The sequence below is a fragment of the Citrobacter telavivensis genome (assembly GCF_041807075.1).
GTDB lineage: Bacteria > Pseudomonadota > Gammaproteobacteria > Enterobacterales > Enterobacteriaceae > Citrobacter_A > Citrobacter_A telavivensis.
In genome coordinates this window covers 2,121,497-2,142,671 of record NZ_JBGUBF010000001.1, presented here as the reverse complement: position 1 = coordinate 2,142,671, position 21,175 = coordinate 2,121,497, and the positions used below count along the sequence as shown (strand labels likewise).

The window sequence follows — 21,175 nt, the reverse complement described above, 5'->3', positions numbered from 1 at the left end:
GGGCAAGGAAGAGAGATTTTTTTAAAATGAGCTTCGGCGTTTACATAACACTTCATTAACGTTTTGTCCCGCCGGGCATTTATCTTACGTACTACCCTGCATAATAAAACCGGAGTTACCATGAATAAGAAGGTGTTAACCCTTTCTGCTGTTATGGCAAGCATGTTATTCGGCGCGGCTGCGCACGCTGCTGATACTCGCATCGGTGTGACAATCTACAAATATGACGATAACTTTATGTCCGTGGTGCGTAAGGCTATCGAAGCAGACGCGAAAGCGGCACCAGATGTTCAGTTGCTGATGAACGACTCACAGAACGACCAGTCGAAACAGAACGATCAGATTGACGTGCTGTTGGCAAAAGGCGTGAAAGCGCTGGCCATCAACCTGGTTGACCCGGCGGCGGCGGGCACGGTTATCGAGAAAGCGCGCGGTCAAAATGTGCCAGTAGTCTTCTTCAACAAAGAACCTTCGCGTAAAGCCCTGGACAGCTATGACAAGGCTTACTACGTCGGTACTGACTCCAAAGAATCCGGTATTATCCAGGGCGATCTGATCGCTAAACACTGGGCGGCAAACCAGGGCTGGGATCTGAACAAAGACGGTCAGATTCAGTTTGTGCTGCTGAAAGGCGAACCGGGTCATCCGGATGCTGAAGCGCGTACCACTTACGTTATCAAAGAGCTGAACGACAAAGGCATCAAAACCGAGCAGCTGCAGTTAGATACCGCGATGTGGGACACCGCAATGGCGAAAGACAAAATGGACGCGTGGCTCTCCGGTCCGAACGCGAACAAAATTGAAGTGGTTATCGCCAACAACGATGCGATGGCAATGGGTGCTGTTGAAGCGCTGAAAGCGCACAACAAAACCAGCGTACCGGTATTTGGCGTCGATGCACTGCCAGAAGCGCTGGCGCTGGTGAAGTCCGGTGCGCTGGCCGGTACCGTGCTGAACGATGCGAACAACCAGGCAAAAGCGACCTTTGATCTGGCGAAAAACCTCGCAGACGGCAAAGGTGCAGCTGACGGCACTGAGTGGAAAATCGAAAATAAAATCGTCCGCGTTCCTTACGTAGGCGTTGATAAAGATAACCTGGCCGAGTTCACCAAGAAGTAAGTTTGTGGGGCGCGATGATTATCGCGCCCTTTCATCACGCACTCTGCGAGGCCAACAAGGTATAATTATGGTCAGCACAATTACTCAGCCGTCAGGCGAATTCTTGTTGGAAATGAGCGGCATCAACAAGTCTTTTCCCGGCGTTAAGGCACTTGATAATGTTAATTTAAAAGTCCGCCCGCATTCGATTCATGCATTAATGGGAGAGAATGGTGCTGGAAAGTCGACACTATTAAAATGTCTTTTTGGGATCTATCAAAAAGATTCTGGCAGCATATTATTTCAGGGTAAAGAAATCGATTTTCATTCAGCCAAAGAAGCGCTGGAGAATGGTATTTCAATGGTACACCAGGAGTTAAACCTGGTATTACAGCGTTCTGTAATGGACAACATGTGGCTGGGGCGTTATCCCACCAAAGGCATGTTTGTCGATCAGGAAAAAATGTACCGTGATACCAAAGCTATTTTTGATGAGCTGGATATTGATATCGATCCGCGCGCGCGCGTCGGGACATTGTCCGTGTCGCAAATGCAGATGATTGAAATTGCCAAAGCGTTTTCGTATAACGCGAAAATTGTGATTATGGATGAACCGACCTCCTCGTTAACGGAAAAAGAGGTCAACCATCTGTTCACGATTATTCGTAAGCTGAAAGAGCGTGGCTGCGGTATTGTGTATATCTCCCACAAAATGGAAGAAATTTTCCAGTTGTGCGATGAGATTACCGTTCTGCGTGACGGACAGTGGATTGCGACGCAACCGCTGGAAGGGCTGGATATGGACAAGATCATCGCCATGATGGTCGGTCGTTCCCTGAACCAGCGATTCCCGGATAAAGTCAACGAGCCGGGGGAAGTTATTCTGGAAGTGCGTAACCTGACCTCGCTGCGCCAGCCATCTATCCGTGATATCTCTTTTGATTTGCATAAAGGCGAGATCCTCGGTATCGCAGGACTGGTCGGCGCCAGGCGCACTGACATCGTTGAAACGCTGTTTGGTATCCGTGAGAAATCATCGGGCACCATTACGCTACACGGCAAAAAGATTAATAACCATAGTGCGAATGAAGCCATTAACCACGGTTTCGCGCTGGTCACAGAAGAGCGTCGTTCCACGGGGATTTATGCTTATCTGGACATCGGTTTCAACTCCTTAATTTCCAATATTCAGAATTACAAAAATAAAGTCGGTCTGTTAGATAACTCGCGAATGAAAAGCGATACCCAATGGGTTATTGACTCCATGCGGGTAAAAACGCCAGGTCACAAGACGCAAATTGGTTCGCTTTCGGGTGGTAACCAGCAGAAGGTGGTTATTGGTCGCTGGCTGCTGACGCAACCGGAAATTTTAATGCTCGACGAACCCACCCGTGGGATCGACGTCGGTGCGAAGTTTGAAATTTATCAGTTAATTGCGGAACTGGCGAAAAAAGGTAAGGGGATCATTATTATCTCCTCCGAAATGCCGGAATTGTTAGGGATAACAGATCGTATTCTGGTCATGAGCAACGGCCTCGTTTCTGGAATTGTTGATACAAAAACGACAACGCAAAACGAAATTCTGCGTCTTGCGTCTTTGCACCTTTAAGATTAGGGGCTCCTCATGAGTGCGTTAAATAAGAAAAGTTTTCTTACTTATCTGAAAGAGGGCGGTATTTACGTCGTTCTTTTAGTCTTGCTGGCCATTATTATTTTCCAGGATCCCACGTTCTTAAGTCTGCTTAACTTAAGTAATATTCTGACCCAGTCTTCCGTGCGTATTATTATTGCGCTGGGGGTTGCGGGTCTGATTGTCACCCAGGGGACTGACCTGTCCGCAGGTCGTCAGGTTGGGCTGGCGGCGGTGGTGGCGGCAACGCTGCTGCAGTCAATGGATAACGTCAATAAAGTGTTCCCGGAAATGGCAACCATGCCGATTGCGCTGGTTATCCTGATTGTCTGCGCTATTGGCGCGATCATCGGTCTGGTGAACGGGATTATCATCGCTTATCTGAACGTGACGCCTTTTATTACCACGCTCGGCACGATGATTATCGTCTACGGGATCAACTCCCTGTATTACGACTTCGTGGGGGCTTCACCGATTTCGGGCTTTGATAGCGGCTTCTCGACCTTTGCGCAGGGCTTCATCGCACTGGGTAGCTTCCGGCTTTCGTATATCACGTTCTATGCGCTGATCGCCGTCGCATTTGTCTGGGTACTGTGGAATAAAACCCGCTTTGGTAAAAACATTTTCGCCATCGGCGGTAACCCGGAAGCGGCGAAAGTGTCGGGTGTGAACGTGGCGCTGAACCTGCTGATGATCTATGCGCTGTCCGGTGTGTTCTATGCCTTCGGCGGCCTGCTGGAAGCGGGGCGTATCGGTTCGGCGACCAACAACCTGGGCTTCATGTACGAACTGGATGCGATTGCGGCCTGCGTGGTCGGCGGCGTGTCGTTTAGCGGCGGGGTGGGTACCGTGTTCGGTGTGGTGACCGGTGTGATTATCTTTACCGTCATCAACTACGGCCTGACCTACATCGGCGTTAACCCGTACTGGCAGTACATCATCAAGGGCGGCATTATCATCTTCGCGGTTGCGCTGGATTCACTGAAATACGCGCGTAAGAAGTAACCCTTCCATGCAGAATCAAACCGGTGCAGACGAGCTTTGCGCCGGTTTTTTATTTGATAAAAACCAGCCAGATGCCCACAAGCAGCGCGCCAACCGAAAGGCCAAAGTAGACGCCAATATAGCTCCAGTAAGCGGCAGGTTCTGCGGAACGCTGAATTAGGCGTGGTGTCTGCGAGCCCTTGACCGTTTTCTCGACGACGCCGGAGCGTAACCCTTTAATTCCTTCCCGCAGGGTCCAGGCGACAATCATCAGCACGCCAATCACGATAAAAAGCGTTTTATCTTCCATGTCTATTTTCCTTGTTTCTTTTGCAGTTCAAGCAATTGCTCTGGCGTCACGGCCGGATACCCTTGGGCATCGTCAGGAACCTGATGCAGGGTGGGGATCGGCACTAACGGGCCGAGGAACCGGGGTTCACGTTTAAACAGATACAGATCGGCAAGCGCCCCAAAGCGTGCGCCAAACTCGCGAACCCGAACCGTCAGCATATCTTTTGGCGAAGGTACGGCGTAGCACTGCGCCTGTATGCCCATATGCAGGGCGATAAACAGCGCGCGCTCGCAGTGGAAGCGCTGGGTAATGATGATGAAGTCATTGGTGTCGAAGACTTTACGGGTGCGAACAATCGAATCGAGCGTGCGAAATCCGGCGTAATCTAACACGATATCGGTAGGATCGACGCCAGCGGCAATCAGGTCTTTGCGCATGGTCATCGGTTCGTTGTAGCTTTGCAGCGCGTTGTCACCGCTAAGCAGCAGGTAGTTAACTTTGCCGCTGTTGTAGGCGTTGAGCGCGCCCTGAATACGATAGCGGTAATACTGGTTAATAACCCCGGTACGATAATATTTTGCGGTACCAAGTACCACGCCGACCTGGCGGTAGGGAAGGTCCTGAAGCTCATCGTAAATATAGGGGGCGGTTTTCCAGCTCATCCAGCGGTCAAGGCCCAGCACGACCAACAGCAGCAAGCCGATCAGGACCAACAGGCTGTAGAGTACGCGCTTTAGCATGAAGAAAACTCTGTCACTGGATGAAATTTCAATCAGGCTACTGTACCCGCTGTCGAAGCGCAAGAAACAGTAGTCTGATTGGGGGGATTTTCAGCAATACGCAGTCATGCCGAATGAAACCAGTGCAGGCCTGATAAGCGTAGCGCCATCAGGCGATTAGGCCGGATGGCGGTGAAAGCACCTTTTCCGGCCCAGGGGCTGGAGCCATCGGGCAATTAACCCAGTAGCACGCGATCGATGTGATGGCATCCCAGCGCTTTCAGCGTAGCGGCGGTGGCATCCCACTGGATCAGCGGCGCGTCGGCTTTTTCCGCCAGAACCGCACGTTGAATATCGGCATAACCGTAGCCGTTCAGATTCAGCAGAATCAGCGCCCCCTGCAACGGTGGCAGCGTCGGGTTAAACGCGGCATTCTCGCCATAGCTTCCGCTAAAGATGCGTCCGTCTTTGCACTCCAGCGCCACACCGCTCGGTGACTGGCTGTACGGCATATGACTGCGGCTGGCGGCGGCAATGGCCGCTTGCGTCAGTGCATCGCCCTGAGGGGCAAAACCGTGATCCTGTTCGTCCATCAGCAGCGTCTTGATGTCGAGATCTTTGGGCCCAAACGCGTCTGGTAAATAGTCGCGCAACGTATGCGGTTCGCGACCGGGCAGATGAATGCGCAGATCCAGTCCGCTGTTCAACTCGTTCATAAACTGACGGCAGTGGCCACACGGAGTGTAGTTAACGGTGATCGCCGCGAGGCCTTTCTCGCCGCGCAGCCAGGCGTGGCTGATGGCGCTTTGTTCAGCATGAACCGTTTGCTGCATGGTCGCGCCGAGGAATTCCATGTTGGCGCCGAAGTACCATGTTCCGCTCACGCCGCGTGCAATCGCGCCGACGTTGAAGTTCGACAACGGCGTACAGGCGCAGGCCGCCGCCAGCGGCAGCAGCGCGAATGCCAGCGCGTCTTCGTCCAGTCCCGTTGCGCTTTTAAGCATTGAAACCTGCTCAGCCGTCAGCGAAGCGGGGAAATGCGTATCCGCCAGGATGGGTGCCAGCGCTGATTGCAGATTGTCTGCAAGTTGGCTAAAGGCAGTGTGAAAACGTGGGTGCATGACGTTGCCTCATAACAATGTATTGGGATCGTAGTGTACGGGCCTGTCACGGCCATATGTGTGATCTAAATCTCATTGCGTGTGCAACTTATGAAACTTAAATTAAAAATGCGCGACGTATCGCAAATTTTAGCCCACAGCCGCGAGAATAATCGGAAACAGGAATGGGGCGATCAGTGAGGTAATAATCCCGCAAATCACCAGCGCCAACGAACTGAATGCGCCTTCCTGATAATCCAGCTCCGCGCAGCGGGCGGTGCCGAGGGCGTGAGACGCAGTGCCCATCGCCAGTCCACGCGCGGCTTTGGTTTTAATGCGCATGGCGTTTAACAGCGTATGACCAAAGACGGCGCCGAGAATACCGACGAAAATCACGCACACGGCGCTGACCGCCGGGATGCCGCCGATGCTGCCGCCGACGGCCATCGCAATCGGCGTGGTGACGGATTTCGGTAAGACAGAGGCGGCGATTTCAGGCGTTGCGCCCATCAGCAGCGCCACCGAGGTACCGGTCACCATGGCCACAATGCTGCCGACAAAGCAGATAGTAATAATCGACTTCCAGCGGGCACGGATCTGATGCAGTTGTTCGTACAGCGGGTAGGCCAGCGCCACCACCGCCGGTTGCAGCAGATCGTTTAATACCTCGCTGCCTTTAAAATAGCTGTCGTAGGAAATACCGGTCAGCAGGAGGAACGGGATAATCACCACCATTGCCACCAGCAGCGGATTCAGTAAAGGAAATTTGAAACGTGCAGCCAGTTTGCGCGCGCCGAAAAAAACCGCCAGCGTCAGCGGTAAAGACCACCAGATTGACGACATCATTCTTTAGACCCTTTCTGACCAACCACTTTGCGTTCACCGTGGACCAGGTGCGAACTCCAGCTCACCACCAGAAAAACCACCAGCGTACTGATTGCGCACGACACCACCACCGGACCAAACTGCGCGCGCAGCAGATCGAAGTACTGCATTACGCCGACGCCAATCGGCACAAACAGCAGCGCCATATAGCGAATCAACACATAGCAGCCGGGGTTGACCCATTTCGCCGGAATGATTTGCAACGCCAGCAGCACAAACAGGATCAGCATCCCGATGATGCTGCCTGAAATGGCGACGGGCAGCAGGGACGCAATAAAAATGCCTGCATACAGACAGGCATAAATCAGCACGAAAGCGCGTAAGTATTGCCAGATGATATTCAGTGTCTTGCTCATGTTGTAATTCCTTGAAGCGACGGATTCATCATACAATTAAACTTTAAAACGTGCTATCGATCACATCATGAATTCTTAGCATACTGAAGATAGACAGCGGGAACATTGGGCAATGTCCCCAATACGTGACGCTAAACTTGTGCCAGCAGTTGTAAGAAACGACTCAGCGCGCTGGACGGCGTCTCATTATTGCGCCAGAACACACCCACGCTGCCCTTTTGTTCAATTTTCGGCAGGTTCAGGATCACCAGTTGCCCCTGACTGGCATAGCGTTGTGCCAGCCGTAAAGAAAGGATAGAGATCATATCGCTGCTTTGCAGCAGGTTGGTACTGACGTTCATTGATGCCGATTCGATGGTGTTTTCCGGCAGCATCACCCCGTTATCGACCAGTGCGTTATCAATACTCAGGCGGATGGGCGTTCCCGTCGGCCAGACAATCCAGCGCCAGTGCGCGAGATCGGCCCAGCTCAGGGTATCAAACTTCGCCAGAGGATGGTGGGGACGAGCGACAAAGCAGACGGGTTCGGTATACAGCACCTGATAATTGAGCGGAAGTTGCAGCGCTCGCCCACCGACGCGACCCACTACCACATCCACGGAACCGGCAAGCAGGTCGTGCAGCAGCGGCGTCATGACCTTTTCTTCAATGTTAAGATGCAGCGTCGGCATCTCAACGAGCAGATTGAGGATCGCCTGCGACACACAGTCGGTCGCCACCGGCGAGCAGCCAATCTTCAGGCTCCCTACCAGCCCGCCTTCTTTAAAACGTGCCATTTCATACTGTGAACGTTCCATGTCATTGATTAAACGCTGGGCGTGTTGCAGCAGCAACTTGCCGCCTTCCGAGGGGCGCAGACCTTTACTGTGACGTTCAAAGAGCGTGATCCCCATCTCATCTTCGAGCTGTGACAGCCATTTCGACAGCGCGGGCTGGGTGATATTCATCATCCGCGCGACGTGCGTGAGATTCCCTTGTTCGCCCAGCGCCACCAGCATTTGCAGATGGTGCAGCTTCAGTTTTTGCGCCCAGTTTGCCATCAGCGATAACCTCCAGGTTATGTCTCTGCATGAAATGCCATTGTACATTTTATCGCCCAGTCTACAAACTCGTAACATACCAAAAACAAAACAACATCTGTCCCTACCTGCACCGAGGCATTCACTATGACTCAACGACGTGAACTACAAGCTCTGATCGATGCTGCTCCTGTCAGCAAGACACAGTGGCGGGTGATCATCTGCTGCTTTCTGGTGGTCATGCTTGATGGTTTTGATACTGCGGCCATTGGCTTTATCGCACCCGATATTCGTACCCACTGGCAGTTAACTGCCGGAGACCTGGCCCCGCTGTTCGGCGCGGGTCTGTTAGGACTTACCGCTGGCGCCTTACTATGCGGACCGCTGTCCGACCGTTTCGGTCGCAAACGGGTGATTGAGCTCTGCGTGGCGCTGTTTGGCGCGCTGAGCCTGATTTCCGCCTTTTCGCCAGATCTGCAAACGCTGGTCATTCTGCGCTTTCTGACCGGTCTGGGCCTGGGCGGCGCCATGCCAAACACCATCACAATGACCTCTGAATACCTGCCTGCCCGTCGCCGTGGTGCGTTGGTTACCCTGATGTTCTGCGGCTTTACGCTCGGTTCCGCCATGGGCGGGATTGTCAGCGCGCAGCTGGTGCCGGCCATCGGTTGGCACGGAATTCTGGTACTCGGTGGCGTGTTACCGCTGATGCTGTTCTTCGTACTGCTCGTGGTCCTGCCGGAATCTCCGCGTTGGCAGGTACGCCGTCAGCTGCCGCAGGCAACCATCGCCAGAACGGTCAGCGCGATCACCGGCGAACGTTACGACAATACGCAGTTTTACCTCCAGGAGGCTGCGGCGATTGCCAAAGGCAGCATTCGCCAGCTGTTTGTTGGCCGTCAGTTGCCCATTACCCTGATGTTATGGGTGGTGTTCTTCATGAGTCTGTTAATCATTTATCTGCTGTCGAGCTGGATGCCAACGCTGTTAAACCATCGAGGGATTGACCTGCAACAGGCTTCCTGGGTGACGGCGGCGTTTCAGGTTGGCGGTACGCTCGGTGCGCTGGCCCTGGGCGTGCTGATGGATAAACACAATCCGTTCCGGGTGCTGGCCGTGAGTTACGCGCTGGGGGCGGCATGCATCGTCATGATTGGTCTGAGCGAAAACGGTTTATGGCTGATGGCGCTGGCGATCTTCGGTACCGGGGTGGGTATCAGCGGATCGCAGGTGGGCCTCAACGCCTTAACCGCCACGCTCTATCCCACACAGAGTCGGGCGACGGGCGTGAGCTGGTCCAACGCGGTGGGGCGCTGCGGCGCGATTGTCGGGTCGCTTTCCGGTGGCGTGATGATGGCGATGAATTTCTCTTTCGATACTTTGTTTTTCATTATCGCTGTTCCAGCGGTCATCAGCGCGGTGATGTTAGCCGTACTGACAGTCGTCGTCCGCCAGTCAGCCTCTGTCCCGGATAGCTTGCCGCACGCAAGCGTCGTGAACGAATAAGGAGAATCCCTATGTCAGAACAAAATCAGGATGTTAAAAACAGCCGTCAGCAGTTTTATCAGCATATTTCGGGGCAGAATCTGACCCCGCTGTGGGAATCACTGCATCACCTGGTTCCGCAAACGCCGAATCCGACCTGTGCGCCAGCGTACTGGAACTACCAGGAAATTCGCCCGCTGCTGCTGGAAAGCGGCAACCTGATTGGCGCAAAAGAGGCGATTCGTCGCGTGCTGGTACTGGAAAACCCGATGTTACGCGGGCAGTCCTCCATCACGTCAACGCTCTATGCGGGGTTGCAGTTGATCATGCCGGGTGAAGTTGCACCCAGCCATCGTCATAACCAGTCGGCGTTACGCTTTATTGTCGAAGGGAAAGGCGCGTTCACTGCCGTGGACGGCGAGCGCACCCAGATGCACACCGGCGACTTTATTCTGACCCCGCAGTGGCAATGGCACGATCACGGTAACCCTGGCGACGAACCGGTGGTCTGGCTGGACGGTCTGGATCTGCCGTTGGTCAACCTTTTGGGCTGTGGCTTTGCCGAAGATTACCCGGAAGATCAGCAGCCGGTCTCGCGCAAAGAGGGTGACTACCTGCCGCGCTATGCCGCCAACATGCTGCCGCTGCGCCATCAGAAAGGCAACTCATCGCCGATTTTCAACTACCGCTATGACCGCAGTCGCGACGCGCTGCATGACCTGACTCGTCTGGGCGATGCCGACGAGTGGGATGGCTACAAGATGCGCTATGTCAACCCGGTAACCGGCGGCTACCCGATGCCATCGATGGGCACGTTCCTGCAACTGTTGCCAAAAGGCTTTACCTCGCGGGTGGCGCGTACCACTGACAGCACCATTTACCACGTCGTTGAAGGGGCGGGCGAGGTCACCGTCGGCAACGAGACCTTCCCTTTTTCAGCCAAAGATATTTTTGTGGTTCCGACCTGGCACGGCGTGTCGTTCAAAACCACCGATGAGACCGTTTTATTCAGCTTTTCGGACAGACCGGTACAGGAAGCCCTCGGGCTGTTCCGCGAAGCCCGCTATTAATTTGGGAGAGAGCCATGACTCAGTATGTATTTGCCCCACAGGCCCCCGTGACCGTACCGGTTGTCGGCAGCGATGCGCAGTTCCCCGTCCGTCGCGTGTACTGCGTGGGACGCAACTATGCCGCCCATGCCCGCGAAATGGGTTTCGACCCTGACCGTGAACCGCCGTTCTTCTTCTGTAAGCCTGCCGATGCGGTTGTGCCGGTTGCTGCAGGTGAAACGTTAGCGCTGCCGTATCCGGCGCAAACGGACAACTATCACTATGAAATTGAGCTGGTGGTTGCCATCGGCAAAAAGGGCAGCGATATCCCGTTAGAAAAAGCCCATGAATATATCTGGGGGTATGCCACCGGGCTGGATATGACCCGTCGCGATCGCCAGATGGAGATGCGTCAGATGGGGCGTCCGTGGGAAATCGGCAAAGCGTTCGATCTCTCTGCGCCCATCGCGCCGCTGCATAAAGCGGATGAGATTGCGGATATCACTTCCGCGCCCATCTGGTTGCAGGTGAACGGCGACGATCACCAGCGTAGCGACATTCGCCATCTGATCTGGTCGGTGAATGAAACGATCAGCTATCTGTCCGGTTTCTTCGAATTGCAACCGGGCGACCTGATCTTCACCGGTACGCCAGAAGGCGTCGGCGCCGTGGTGAAAGGGGATGTGATCACCGGTGGCGTGGGCGGGTTGACGCCTGTCGCTGTGAAGATTGTCTGAGGTGATGTATGAAGCTGTACAGTTTTTTTAACAGTTCGGCGTCATACCGCGTACGTATCGCGCTGGCATTAAAGGGCATCGACTACCAGACGGTGGGCGTCAATATTCGTATCGGTCAACAAAACGAACTGGCCTACCGGCGGATGAATCCGGTGGGGCTGGTGCCGACGCTGGTGACCGATGACGGCGAAGCGCTTGGTCAGTCGCTGGCCATCATCGACTGGCTGGACCGGCATTTTCCACAGTCGCGCTTGCTGCCCGTCAGCGATCCGGCGCGCACGCAGGTGCTGGAAATCGTCTATGCCATCGCTTGCGACATTCACCCGGTGAACAACCTGCGGGTGCTGCGCTATCTGAGCGAGGAACTGAAGGTCAGTGAAGAAGACAAAAAACGCTGGTACGCGCACTGGATCCAGCAGGGGTTAAGCGCCGTCGAACAGCTGTTGCGTCAGAGCCAGTCGCAGAACTACTGCGTGGGCAATGCGCCAACGCTTGCCGACTGCTGCCTGGTCCCACAATGGGCGAATGCGTTAAGAATGGGGTGCGATCTGAGCGGTTATCCGCGCTGCAAAGCCGTGTATGACGCCTGTACACAGCTATCGGCGTTCATCGCCGCAGCCCCCGAAAATCAACAAGATAAAATCTCAGCCTGAGAAGGAGAATGACAATGGCTAAAGTGATGAGAGCAATTATTGTCGGCGGCGGAATTGGCGGAGCAGCCACCGCGCTTTCGCTGGCACGTCAGGGCATCAAGGTGATGCTGCTGGAAAAAGCCCATGAAATTGGCGAAATTGGCGCGGGCATTCAGCTCGGTCCAAACGCCTTCTCAGCGCTGGACAGTCTCGGCGTCGGCGAAGTGGCGCGTTCACGCGCGGTGTTTACCGATCACATCACCATGATGGACGCTGTGAACGCGGAAGAAGTGGTGCGCATCGAAACCGGACAGGCCTTTCGCGACCACTTTGGCGGCCCGTATGCGGTTATCCACCGGGTTGATATCCACGCTTCCGTCTGGGAATCGGTTCTGACCCATCCGAATGTTGAGTACCGGACCTCGACCAACGTGGTCGATATTCGCCAGACGGCAGACGACGTGACGGTATTCGATGAGCAGGGGAACAGTTGGACCGCCGATATTCTGGTTGGCTGTGACGGCGTGAAGTCGGTAGTGCGTCAGAGTCTGCTGGGCGATTCGCCGCGCGTGACCGGACACGTGGTCTACCGCGCGGTTATTGACTGTGCGGATATGCCGGAAGACCTGCGCATTAACGCGCCGGTGCTCTGGGCCGGGCCGCACTGCCACCTTGTGCACTATCCGCTGCGTGGCGGCAAGCAGTACAACCTGGTCGTGACCTTCCACAGTCGTCACCAGGAGGAGTGGGGCGTTAAAGACGGCAGCAAGGAAGAGGTGCTGTCGTATTTCGCCGGGATCCATCCGCGCCCCCGGCAGATGCTGGATAAACCCACAACCTGGCGTCGCTGGTCAACTGCCGATCGCGAACCGGTAGAAAAATGGGGTACTGAGCGCATCACGCTGGTAGGCGATGCGGCGCACCCGGTGGCGCAGTACATGGCGCAGGGGGCCTGTATGGCGCTGGAAGATGCCGTCACGCTGGGCAAAGCGCTGGCACAATGCGACGGCGATGCGGCAAAAGCCTTCGCGCTGTATGAGTCCGTGCGCATTCCGCGCACGGCACGCATCGTCTGGTCTACCCGCGAAATGGGACGCGTGTATCATGCGGCGGGCGTAGAGCGCCAGGTGCGTAATCTGTTGTGGAAAGGCAAATCGCAGGCGGAGTTTTATCGCGGCATGGAATGGCTGTACGGCTGGAAAGAAGATAACTGTCTTCTGCCGCGCTGAGAATAAGGGCCTTTGCCGGGGGGCGCTTCGCTTGCCCGGCCTACCGCCATGATGGGGTGCCGGCCGGGATAAGGCGCTTTGCGCCGCCACCCTTGCAAAAGGTTTTGCTCATTCCGGATAGGCGCTATGATAGCGCCTCTTTTTTTTGCGGATGACGATATGCGTGTTTTACTGGCGCCGATGGAAGGTGTGCTCGATTCACTGGTGCGCGAACTTCTGACGGAAGTGAATGATTATGATCTCTGCATCACCGAGTTTGTACGCGTGGTGGATCAACTCCTGCCGGTAAAGGTCTTTCATCGTCTCTGCCCCGAGCTGCTCAACGGCAGTCGGACGCCTTCCGGCACCTTAGTGCGCGTGCAACTGTTGGGGCAGTACCCGCAGTGGCTGGCGGAAAATGCGGCTCGCGCTGTGGAACTCGGCTCTTACGGCGTTGATCTCAACTGCGGCTGTCCGTCTAAAATGGTGAACGGCAGCGGCGGTGGCGCAACGTTACTGAAGGATCCTGAACTCATCTACCAGGGCGCGAAAGCGATGCGTGAAGCCGTGCCGGCGCATCTGCCGGTGACGGTGAAAGTGCGTCTGGGCTGGGACAGCGGCGACAAGAAGTTTGAGATTGCGGATGCCGTCCAGCAGGCCGGGGCAAGCGAGCTGGTCGTGCACGGGCGCACCAAAGAGCAGGGCTATAAGGCGGAGCATATCAACTGGCAGGCGATTGGCGAAATCCGCGAGCGTCTGTCGATTCCGGTGATTGCCAACGGTGAAATCTGGGACTGGCAGAGCGCGCAGGCGTGTCTGGCTGTCAGCGGCTGTGATGCGGTTATGATTGGTCGCGGGGCATTAAACATTCCTAACCTTAGCCGGGTGGTGAAGTACAACGAGCCGCGAATGCCGTGGCCGCAGGTGGTTGCGCTGCTGAAAAAATATACCCGTCTGGAAAAACAGGGCGACACCGGGTTGTATCACGTCGCGCGCATTAAACAGTGGCTGGGTTATTTGCGTAAAGAATACCGTGAGGCCACGGACGTCTTTCAGGATATTCGCGCGTTAAATAATTCAGCGGATATTGCCCGCGCGATTCAGTCGATTGAAATTTAGTATTATTGGCGTGTTTATATTCTGCTGGAATATATTTTTCCAGTTGTGACTTTTCATTGCCGAAGATGTTATGCCACGCGTAACTAAAAAACAGGTCACCACAACGGGTAAGCTCCGCGCACCTTTTCTTATCAGAACCTCTTCATGACTCGTAATTCTTTTCACGCGCTGAACGCGTGCTTTCCGCTGGCTATTTTGCTTGCGGGATGCGCCCCCATGCATGACACCCAAAAGACGCTGGTTCAGCAACCTCCCACCTCTCACGTAGATTCCGCGCTGCCGTCGGCGCTGAATAACGGATGGCCTGGAAGCCAGTGGTGGCAGGATTATCATGACGCACAGTTGAACGAATTAGTGAAGAATGCGCTTGCCAGTTCCCCGGATATGCAGGTGGCGGAACAACGGATCGCGCTGGCCGAAGCGCAGGCTAAAGCGGTCGAAGCCCAGGATGGGCCGCAGGTTGATTTCTCGGCGGAGGCTGAACGGCAGAAAATGTCGGGAGAAGGGGTCATGGGGCCGTTTGCGGTCACCGATCCGGCAGCGGGCACGACCGGGCCCTGGTACACCAACGGGTCGTTCGGCTTAACCGCCGGTTGGGATCTCGATTTGTGGGGCAAGAACCGCGCGGAAGTGACGGCGCGAATCGGGGCGGTGAAAGCGCGGGAAGCCGAGCGTGAACAGTCGCGCCAGCTGTTGGCCAGCGGCGTTACGCGGCTTTACTGGGAATGGCAGACCGAGGCGGCGCTCAGCAAACTGCTGACGCAAATTGAACAGGAACAGCGCAGCATCATTGATACCGATCGCCAGTTGTATCAGAACGGCATCACCTCCTCGGTGGAAGGCGTGGAAACGGATATTGATGACAGCAAAACCCAGCAGCAGTTGAATGATATCGCCGGGAAGATGAAAGTGATTGAGGCGCGTCTGAGCGCGCTGACCAACACGCAGTCGACGTCGCTGCAACTGCACGAAGTGAGTCTGCCGCAGGTGGAGAGTCAGCTTCCAGCGCAACTGGGTTATGCCCTGCTGGCGCGCAGAGCGGATTTGCAGGCAGCGCACTGGGTGATCGCGTCATCCATGAGCAGCGTGGAGGCGGCGAAAGCGGCGTTCTATCCCGATATCAATCTGATGGCGTTTTTACAACAGGATGCGCTGCATCTGAGCGATCTGTTCCGCAGTTCTGCGCAACAGATGGGCGTGACCGCAGGCCTGACGCTGCCTGTTTTCGACAGCGGCAGACTGAATGCCAGTCTGGATATTGCCCAGGCACAAAACAATTTGTCGATCGCCAGTTATAACAAAGCGGTTGTTGATGCGGTGAACGACGTGGCGCGCACCGCCAGTCAGGTGGCGACGCTGATGCAGAAAAATCAGCATCAGCAGCAGATAGAGCATGACGCCGATCGGGTGGTCAGCCTGGCGCAGGCACGCTTTGACGCCGGGATCATTGCGGGTTCTCTTGTCAGTAAGGCCAGAATACCGGCGCTGCGCGAGCAGGCTAACGGACTGATTTTACAAGGGCAGTGGCTGGATGCGTCGATCCAGCTCACCAGCGCGCTCGGTGGCGGCTATCATCACTCCTGAGGCATCTTCGCTTTACTGCGGCGCTTTAGCCACCAGCGAGCGCCGATCACCAGCACTACCGCCAGAATCAGCCAGATCCAATGCTTGAGGTGCTGATCGAGGTGATGCAACCACGGCGCGACCACTTCACCTCCCACGTAGCCCAGGGTGGTGAAGATCAGCGCCCAGATCAGCGCGCCGAGAATATTCAGGGGTAAAAAAATCTTTGGTGGCAGATGGCTGGCACCAATCAGCAGCGGCCCGATCACGCGGAATCCGTACATAAAGCGGGTGCCGATCACGAACAGATACGGGCGGCGCTGGATCATCTTTTGCGCCTGGCGGATTTTGTTGCGGTGACGGGCGAAGCGGCGCAGAATCTTGCCGCCATAGCGGCGTCCCAGCAGATACAGCAGTTGATCACCTATCATGCCGCCTAAGGCCACGGCCACGACCACAAGAGGAAATTTGAGTAATCCCTGATGTGCGGCAACGCCTCCCAGCAGAGTGATGGTCTCGCCTTCCGCCAGACTCCCAATCACCAGAGCGGCATAACCGTATTGCGCAATAAGACTGTTTATATCCATACGTCTGTATGACCTCCATGACTGTAAGCATACACCCTCTGAATTCGGGATGCTCAAAAAGGGCCATCACACGCAGCGGCATTTCTTTGTCTGTACAATAAATAATCGAAAAGCTGAATTATACTTGAAGTGTTAAGTCCACAGCTGACAACAAGGGGGCGGTATGAACCATGTCTGGGGGCTGTTTTCCCATCCCAATCGTGAAATGCAGGTGATCAACAGCGAGAACGAAACGGTTTCGCATCACTACACCCACCATGTGCTTTTGATGGCGGCCATCCCGGTTATTTGCGCCTTCATTGGTACAACACAAATCGGCTGGAATTTTGGCGACGGCAATGTCCTGAAGCTCTCTTTGTTTACGGGACTTGCGCTGGCTGTCCTGTTCTATGCCGTGATGCTGGCGGGCGTGGCAATCATGGGGCGCGTGATCTGGTGGATGGCGCGGAGTTATCCGCAGCGTCCATCCCTGACGCACTGTATGGTGTTTGCCGGCTATGTCGCGACGCCGCTATTTCTTAGCGGTCTGGTGGCGCTGTATCCGCTGGTGTGGCTTTGCGCATTTGTTGGCACAGTAGCGCTGTTCTATACCGGCTATCTGCTCTATCTGGGCATTCCGACATTCCTGAATATCAATAAGGAAGAGGGATTAAGTTTCTCCAGCTCGACCCTGGCTATCGGCGTACTGGTACTGGAAGTGCTGCTCGCGCTGACCGTCATCCTCTGGGGATACGGCTACCGCTTGTTCTGATTACCGTGCTGCATTGTTGGTGCAAAAGCCAGCAATGCAGCATTTCCTGACGATTCTCTTATGGCGGCGAGGTCATTAGCTCGCTATGATTCCTCTGCTAGCCTGAGCCATCCTGACTCCGGCGGTGCGTGTCATCACGCGTGAATCATTTTCTGAAATCTCATCATGCTGAAATTCCGAGTTTCCATACTGAGCCTGGCGCTGATGCTGGCTGTGCCTTTTGCGCCACAAGCGCTGGCAAAAACGGCGGCGACTGCCGCGGCGTCTCAACCCGAGATCGCCTCCGGTAGCGCGATGATCGTGGATCTGAACACCAATAAGGTTATCTATTCGAACCATCCGGACCTGGTGCGTCCGATTGCGTCAATTACCAAATTAATGACGGCGATGGTGGTGCTTGATGCACGACTGCCGCTGGACGAAAAACTGAAAGTGGATATCAGCCAGACGCCGGAGATGAAAGGGATTTACTCTCGCGTGCGGCTGAACAGTGAAATCAGCCGTAAAAATATGTTGCTGCTGGCGCTGATGTCCTCAGAAAACCGGGCGGCGGCGAGCCTGGCGCACCATTATCCTGGCGGCTATAACGCGTTTATAAAAGCAATGAACGCGAAGGCAAAAGCGCTGGGTATGACCCAGACGCGTTTTGTGGAGCCAACCGGTTTGTCGATTCATAACGTGTCGACCGCACGCGATCTCACCAAAATGCTGATTGCCAGCGAGCAGTACCCGCTAATCGGTCAACTGAGTACCACGCGTGAAGATATGGCGACCTTCGCCAATCCGGCGTATACGCTGCCGTTCCGCAATACCAACCATCTGGTGTATCGCGATAACTGGAATATTCAGCTGACTAAAACCGGCTTCACCAACGCGGCTGGCCATTGTCTGGTGATGCGCACGGTAATCAATAACAAACCGGTGGCGCTGGTGGTGATGGATGCGTTCGGCAAGTACACCCATTTCGCCGACGCCAGTCGTTTACGCACGTGGATCGAAACCGGGAAAGTGATGCCGGTTCCGCCGGCGGCGTTGAGCTATAAAAAGCAGAAAGCCGCACAGATGGCTGCTGCGGGTGGCAATGCGGGTGAGCAGACCGCGCAAAACGACTGATGCCGCTATAGGCCGAATCAGGCGAAATCGTCCTGGAAAATAGCCTGATGACGCTTCGCTTATCAGGCCTACGAAAACACCTCACCCGTAGGCCGAATCAGGCGAAGTCGTCCTGGAAAATAGCCTGATGACGCTTCGCTTATCAGGCCGACGAAAACATCTCACCCGTAGGCCGAATCAGGCGAAGTCGTCCTGGAAAATAGCCTGATGGCGCTTCGCTTATCAGGCCGACGAAAACATCTCACCCGTAGGCCGGATAAGGCATTTATGCCGTCATCCGGCATGGATAACAAAACCTTACTCTGGCAGCGTCCAGTCACCTTCGTTGAGTGGGCGCTGCATAATCAACGTATCCCGCCAGTCTCCCTTTTTATACCCGACGCTACGCAACTGTCCGGCAATCTCGAAACCGTGCTTTTTATGCAGTCGCAGCGACCCCGGATTGTTATGCCCGTCGCCAATCACCGCCACCATCTGCCGCCATGGACCTTCTTCACAGCGGGTGATTAACGTATGCATCAGCAGGCTGCCGACGCCGCGTCCGGTCATGCTGGCATCGACATAAATCGACTCTTCCAGGGTAAAACGATAGGCCGGACGAGGACGATACTGCGTGGCATAACAATAACCGACGATCACGCCGCGATAGAGCGCCACCAGCCACGGCAATCCATACTGTGCCACCGTACGCATACGTCGGCGCATTTCATCGACCGTTGGGGGTGTTTCTTCAAAAGAGGCGCGGCCATTCAACACATGCCACGCATATAACGAGGAGATCGCCTCTACGTCGTCGGGCAGCGCATCGCGTACCACGATATCGTTATCAGAAAGCGTATCGGCAACAGACATGGTTCTCACCTTTGCGAAGAAAAACCGGAGTCATCACGACTCCGGCACATCTTATTACTTTTGCACGATATTTCGTGCAAATCCAGCCTGCGCATCAGGCACATTAGCTGGCGTTAATCTGAAGACGGTACTTTCCAGAATTTTTGCTTACTGGTCTTGCCAATTCCGGGATTCATACTGTTGGTCGGGTCATTTTCGCGATAAAAACGGGTCAGTGCGGGCGGTGCTTCATACAGATGCCCGACGTTATGCTCAGCCGGGTATTGCGCGCCGCGCTGTTGCAGCAGTTCCAGCATTTGCGCTTTCAGCGCGTGAGCATCCACACCTTTCTTCACGATATAATCCTGATGGAAGACGTAGCACATAAAGTGCCCGTAATAGAGTTTATGCACCAGTTGGTTATCCATCTCCGCCGGCAGATGTTCGTACCATTCGGTGTCATTGCGGCGCAGTGCGATGTCCAGCGCCAGAATATCCTCCACCTCGTCAGCATGAACCGCCTGATAGCGAATGGCTGCGCCAGCCGCTGCGAAGCGGTGCAGGAAGGCTTTGCTACCTTCTTCCGGCGTGCAGGCAAAGAAATCGCCTTCTGCGGTTTTAAAGAATTCGGTGAGCCAGCTTTGCGCTTCCGCGACGCCATCGCCCGCCATTTTTAACAGCAGATGATGTTCATATTTATCGCGCCAGCTTTTCATGCGTGGCGGCAGATGAGTCGGGAACAGATGACCAAACTTCTGCATCGCGCGGTCGGTAAAGTGCGGACGGAAGAATTTCACCTTTTCCAGCATCGCGTCGGTGCGCCCCTTCAGGGTGAAGAAGAACGGCATTTTGTCGGTGCCGAGCTTATCAATCATCAGGAAGGTGTCTTTGCCGTACTGTTCGGCAATGTCGTAAATGTCGCGGTGCATGTATTCACCCGCCACCGGCAGATTGTCGAACGTCGCCAGAATATGGCGGCGGATCTCCGTCAGCACCTCGGGTTGATTGGTGCCAATGTAAAATACCTGCTGATTTTTTTCCGCTTCAAAGGTGTCGAGACGCACCGCAAAGACCGCCAGCTTTCCGGCACAGCCAGAAGATTCGAACAGGCGATCCGGATCGGCGTTATAGCGTGCGGGCGTGTCGGCGTCGATGTCTCTGACGCGGGTGACGTAGTCGTGATCGTGGGCGTGTCGCCCGTCGTGGCGGACATTTTCCTCTTTGATCCGTTCATCGTCCAGTTGACTCAGGATCTGTTCTGGCGTTTGTCCCAGATCGATCCCCAGATGGTTAACCAGTTGCAGCTTGCCGTTTTCATCAATACGGGCAAACAGGGACATTTCGGTATACGCCGGGCCTCTTTGCACCAGCGAACCACCGGAGTTATTACAGATCCCGCCAATGACCGATGCGCCGATGCACGACGAACCAATCACCGAGTGTGGCTCACGCCCCAGCGGCTTCAGCGCTTTTTCCAGCGAATACAACGTGGTGCCGGGATAGGCCAGCACCTGCTCGCCTTTGCCCAGCACGTGGAGCTTGTCGAGGCGCAGGGTGCTGATGATGACAATCTCGCGGTCATAATCATTACCGTTCGGCGTGGAGCCTTCGGTCAGGCCGGTATTGGCAGCCTGCATCAGGATAATTTTATCGGCGTTGACGCAGGCGTTCAGCACGCGCCAGAGTTCCAGCAGCGATCCGGGAAAGACTACCGCCAGAGCCTCGCCCTGACCGGAACGGAAACCCTTGCGATAGCGGGCGGTTTTTGCAGGGTCAGTCAGCAGGTGTGAATGTCCCACCAGGCGGGCGAGCTCATTCAGGAAGGTTTTATTATCAGTTGTTGTAATGGAAGACATTCTCCACTCCTTGTGGTGGGACAAAATATCAGGTTCAAGCATAGCGCTTTGTATGACAATACGCTTTCTCATTCACACTGTCTTTGAATTGGCGGCGTTGAAAATTAAGAGAATAACCTTAGCTTTCTGCCGCGCTGCCGTTTAGGCTTATGGCAAAATGC

21 protein-coding genes are annotated in these 21,175 nt (G+C 54.9%); 12 read left to right on the top strand and 9 right to left on the bottom strand.

From position 1 onward, the window contains the following. Nucleotides 1–120: 120 nt before the first annotated feature. The 3 genes from mglB to mglC all read left to right on the top strand — a co-directional run bounded on the left by mglB (nt 121) and on the right by mglC (nt 3,733). A complete protein-coding gene (gene mglB, locus ACERJC_RS10250; RefSeq protein ID WP_042317978.1) occupies nt 121–1,119 on the top strand; it encodes a galactose/glucose ABC transporter substrate-binding protein MglB in 999 nt (332 codons plus the stop codon). Between the two features lie 67 nt (nt 1,120–1,186). Then, on the top strand, nt 1,187–2,707 hold the full coding sequence (gene mglA, locus ACERJC_RS10245; RefSeq protein WP_152403568.1) for a galactose/methyl galactoside ABC transporter ATP-binding protein MglA: 1,521 nt from the start codon (nt 1,187–1,189) through the stop codon (nt 2,705–2,707). Nucleotides 2,708–2,722: 15 nt separating this feature from the next. After that, nucleotides 2,723–3,733 (top strand): galactose/methyl galactoside ABC transporter permease MglC, encoded by a 1,011-nt coding sequence (gene mglC / locus ACERJC_RS10240; RefSeq protein ID WP_373671597.1) that lies wholly within the window; start codon nt 2,723–2,725, stop codon nt 3,731–3,733. 49 nt (nt 3,734–3,782) lie between these two features. Here the strand turns inward: mglC and ACERJC_RS10235 are convergent, their stop codons facing one another. The 6 genes from ACERJC_RS10235 to ACERJC_RS10210 form a co-directional block, all read right to left on the bottom strand. Next, on the bottom strand, nt 3,783–4,022 hold the full coding sequence (locus ACERJC_RS10235) for a DUF2542 family protein (RefSeq protein ID WP_046481618.1): 240 nt from the start codon (nt 4,020–4,022) through the stop codon (nt 3,783–3,785). Between the two features lie 2 nt (nt 4,023–4,024). Then, entirely contained in the window at nt 4,025–4,744 is a 720-nt protein-coding gene (gene sanA, locus ACERJC_RS10230; protein WP_373671596.1) for an outer membrane permeability protein SanA, read from the bottom strand. Between the two features lie 215 nt (nt 4,745–4,959). Then, the gene (gene cdd / locus ACERJC_RS10225; RefSeq protein WP_371894644.1) at nt 4,960–5,844 is read right to left on the bottom strand and encodes a cytidine deaminase; all 885 of its coding nucleotides are present in this window, start codon (nt 5,842–5,844) and stop codon (nt 4,960–4,962) included. Nucleotides 5,845–5,973: 129 nt separating this feature from the next. Beyond that, nucleotides 5,974–6,669, bottom strand: coding sequence for a CidB/LrgB family autolysis modulator (locus ACERJC_RS10220; RefSeq protein WP_371894645.1), 696 nt, complete (start codon nt 6,667–6,669; stop codon nt 5,974–5,976). Then, nucleotides 6,666–7,064: a CidA/LrgA family protein gene (locus tag ACERJC_RS10215; protein WP_046481609.1), complete on the bottom strand. Its 399-nt coding sequence runs from the start codon at nt 7,062–7,064 to the stop codon at nt 6,666–6,668. The genes ACERJC_RS10220 and ACERJC_RS10215 overlap by 4 nt, the downstream gene beginning before the upstream one ends. Before the next feature lie 131 nt (nt 7,065–7,195). After that, a complete protein-coding gene (locus tag ACERJC_RS10210) occupies nt 7,196–8,104 on the bottom strand; it encodes a LysR family transcriptional regulator (RefSeq protein ID WP_042317990.1) in 909 nt (302 codons plus the stop codon). A gap of 126 nt (nt 8,105–8,230) precedes the next feature. Between ACERJC_RS10210 and mhbT the strand changes: the two genes are divergently transcribed. From mhbT to mdtQ, 7 genes are all read left to right on the top strand, one after another. After that, nucleotides 8,231–9,589, top strand: coding sequence for a 3-hydroxybenzoate transporter MhbT (gene mhbT / locus ACERJC_RS10205; protein WP_373671595.1), 1,359 nt, complete (start codon nt 8,231–8,233; stop codon nt 9,587–9,589). Between the two features lie 11 nt (nt 9,590–9,600). Beyond that, nucleotides 9,601–10,638, top strand: coding sequence for a gentisate 1,2-dioxygenase (gene gtdA / locus ACERJC_RS10200; RefSeq protein WP_178825921.1), 1,038 nt, complete (start codon nt 9,601–9,603; stop codon nt 10,636–10,638). 14 nt (nt 10,639–10,652) lie between these two features. Next, nucleotides 10,653–11,354 carry a fumarylacetoacetate hydrolase family protein gene (locus ACERJC_RS10195; protein WP_178825919.1) on the top strand — a complete coding sequence of 234 codons (702 nt, stop codon included), beginning with the start codon at nt 10,653–10,655 and terminating at the stop codon, nt 11,352–11,354. Between the two features lie 8 nt (nt 11,355–11,362). Further along, nucleotides 11,363–12,007: a maleylacetoacetate isomerase gene (maiA, locus tag ACERJC_RS10190; protein ID WP_152403597.1), complete on the top strand. Its 645-nt coding sequence runs from the start codon at nt 11,363–11,365 to the stop codon at nt 12,005–12,007. 14 nt (nt 12,008–12,021) lie between these two features. Beyond that, complete coding sequence (locus ACERJC_RS10185) at nt 12,022–13,215, top strand: 3-hydroxybenzoate 6-monooxygenase (RefSeq protein ID WP_373671594.1); 1,194 nt, start codon at nt 12,022–12,024, stop codon at nt 13,213–13,215. Nucleotides 13,216–13,374: 159 nt separating this feature from the next. Continuing rightward, nucleotides 13,375–14,313, top strand: coding sequence for a tRNA dihydrouridine(16) synthase DusC (gene dusC / locus ACERJC_RS10180; protein ID WP_284554198.1), 939 nt, complete (start codon nt 13,375–13,377; stop codon nt 14,311–14,313). Between the two features lie 144 nt (nt 14,314–14,457). Continuing rightward, nucleotides 14,458–15,897 carry a multidrug resistance outer membrane protein MdtQ gene (gene mdtQ / locus ACERJC_RS10175; protein WP_373671593.1) on the top strand — a complete coding sequence of 480 codons (1,440 nt, stop codon included), beginning with the start codon at nt 14,458–14,460 and terminating at the stop codon, nt 15,895–15,897. Here the strand turns inward: mdtQ and ACERJC_RS10170 are convergent. Next, nucleotides 15,888–16,463 (bottom strand): DedA family protein, encoded by a 576-nt coding sequence (locus tag ACERJC_RS10170; protein WP_152403604.1) that lies wholly within the window; start codon nt 16,461–16,463, stop codon nt 15,888–15,890. The genes mdtQ and ACERJC_RS10170 overlap by 10 nt on opposite strands. A 163-nt stretch (nt 16,464–16,626) precedes the next feature. Between ACERJC_RS10170 and ACERJC_RS10165 the strand changes: the two genes are divergently transcribed. Both ACERJC_RS10165 and pbpG read left to right on the top strand, forming a co-directional pair. Beyond that, complete coding sequence (locus tag ACERJC_RS10165; RefSeq protein ID WP_152403606.1) at nt 16,627–17,214, top strand: Yip1 family protein; 588 nt, start codon at nt 16,627–16,629, stop codon at nt 17,212–17,214. A gap of 165 nt (nt 17,215–17,379) precedes the next feature. Beyond that, the gene (gene pbpG, locus ACERJC_RS10160) at nt 17,380–18,327 is read left to right on the top strand and encodes a D-alanyl-D-alanine endopeptidase (RefSeq protein ID WP_373671592.1); all 948 of its coding nucleotides are present in this window, start codon (nt 17,380–17,382) and stop codon (nt 18,325–18,327) included. A 297-nt stretch (nt 18,328–18,624) separates the two neighbouring features. On the opposite strand, the gene ACERJC_RS10155 is transcribed toward pbpG, so the two are convergent. Continuing rightward, nucleotides 18,625–19,179, bottom strand: coding sequence for a GNAT family N-acetyltransferase (locus ACERJC_RS10155; RefSeq protein WP_152403610.1), 555 nt, complete (start codon nt 19,177–19,179; stop codon nt 18,625–18,627). A 113-nt stretch (nt 19,180–19,292) separates the two neighbouring features. Further along, entirely contained in the window at nt 19,293–21,014 is a 1,722-nt protein-coding gene (gene dld / locus ACERJC_RS10150) for a D-lactate dehydrogenase (RefSeq protein WP_373671591.1), read from the bottom strand. Nucleotides 21,015–21,175: the final 161 nt, after the last annotated feature.

Coding starts and splice junctions, on each gene's coding strand:
- pbpG (WP_373671592.1), top strand. CDS start 17,380: ATGCTGAAATTCCGAGTTTCCATACTGAGCCTGGCGCTGATGCTGGCT.
- mglC (WP_373671597.1), top strand. CDS start 2,723: ATGAGTGCGTTAAATAAGAAAAGTTTTCTTACTTATCTGAAAGAGGGC.
- mdtQ (WP_373671593.1), top strand. CDS start 14,458: ATGACTCGTAATTCTTTTCACGCGCTGAACGCGTGCTTTCCGCTGGCT.
- ACERJC_RS10215 (WP_046481609.1), bottom strand. CDS start 7,064: ATGAGCAAGACACTGAATATCATCTGGCAATACTTACGCGCTTTCGTG.
- ACERJC_RS10155 (WP_152403610.1), bottom strand. CDS start 19,179: ATGTCTGTTGCCGATACGCTTTCTGATAACGATATCGTGGTACGCGAT.
- dusC (WP_284554198.1), top strand. CDS start 13,375: ATGCGTGTTTTACTGGCGCCGATGGAAGGTGTGCTCGATTCACTGGTG.
- gtdA (WP_178825921.1), top strand. CDS start 9,601: ATGTCAGAACAAAATCAGGATGTTAAAAACAGCCGTCAGCAGTTTTAT.
- cdd (WP_371894644.1), bottom strand. CDS start 5,844: ATGCACCCACGTTTTCACACTGCCTTTAGCCAACTTGCAGACAATCTG.
- ACERJC_RS10185 (WP_373671594.1), top strand. CDS start 12,022: ATGGCTAAAGTGATGAGAGCAATTATTGTCGGCGGCGGAATTGGCGGA.
- maiA (WP_152403597.1), top strand. CDS start 11,363: ATGAAGCTGTACAGTTTTTTTAACAGTTCGGCGTCATACCGCGTACGT.
- ACERJC_RS10195 (WP_178825919.1), top strand. CDS start 10,653: ATGACTCAGTATGTATTTGCCCCACAGGCCCCCGTGACCGTACCGGTT.
- mglA (WP_152403568.1), top strand. CDS start 1,187: ATGGTCAGCACAATTACTCAGCCGTCAGGCGAATTCTTGTTGGAAATG.
- ACERJC_RS10170 (WP_152403604.1), bottom strand. CDS start 16,463: ATGGATATAAACAGTCTTATTGCGCAATACGGTTATGCCGCTCTGGTG.
- ACERJC_RS10220 (WP_371894645.1), bottom strand. CDS start 6,669: ATGATGTCGTCAATCTGGTGGTCTTTACCGCTGACGCTGGCGGTTTTT.
- ACERJC_RS10235 (WP_046481618.1), bottom strand. CDS start 4,022: ATGGAAGATAAAACGCTTTTTATCGTGATTGGCGTGCTGATGATTGTC.
- sanA (WP_373671596.1), bottom strand. CDS start 4,744: ATGCTAAAGCGCGTACTCTACAGCCTGTTGGTCCTGATCGGCTTGCTG.
- mhbT (WP_373671595.1), top strand. CDS start 8,231: ATGACTCAACGACGTGAACTACAAGCTCTGATCGATGCTGCTCCTGTC.
- mglB (WP_042317978.1), top strand. CDS start 121: ATGAATAAGAAGGTGTTAACCCTTTCTGCTGTTATGGCAAGCATGTTA.
- ACERJC_RS10210 (WP_042317990.1), bottom strand. CDS start 8,104: ATGGCAAACTGGGCGCAAAAACTGAAGCTGCACCATCTGCAAATGCTG.
- ACERJC_RS10165 (WP_152403606.1), top strand. CDS start 16,627: ATGAACCATGTCTGGGGGCTGTTTTCCCATCCCAATCGTGAAATGCAG.
- dld (WP_373671591.1), bottom strand. CDS start 21,014: ATGTCTTCCATTACAACAACTGATAATAAAACCTTCCTGAATGAGCTC.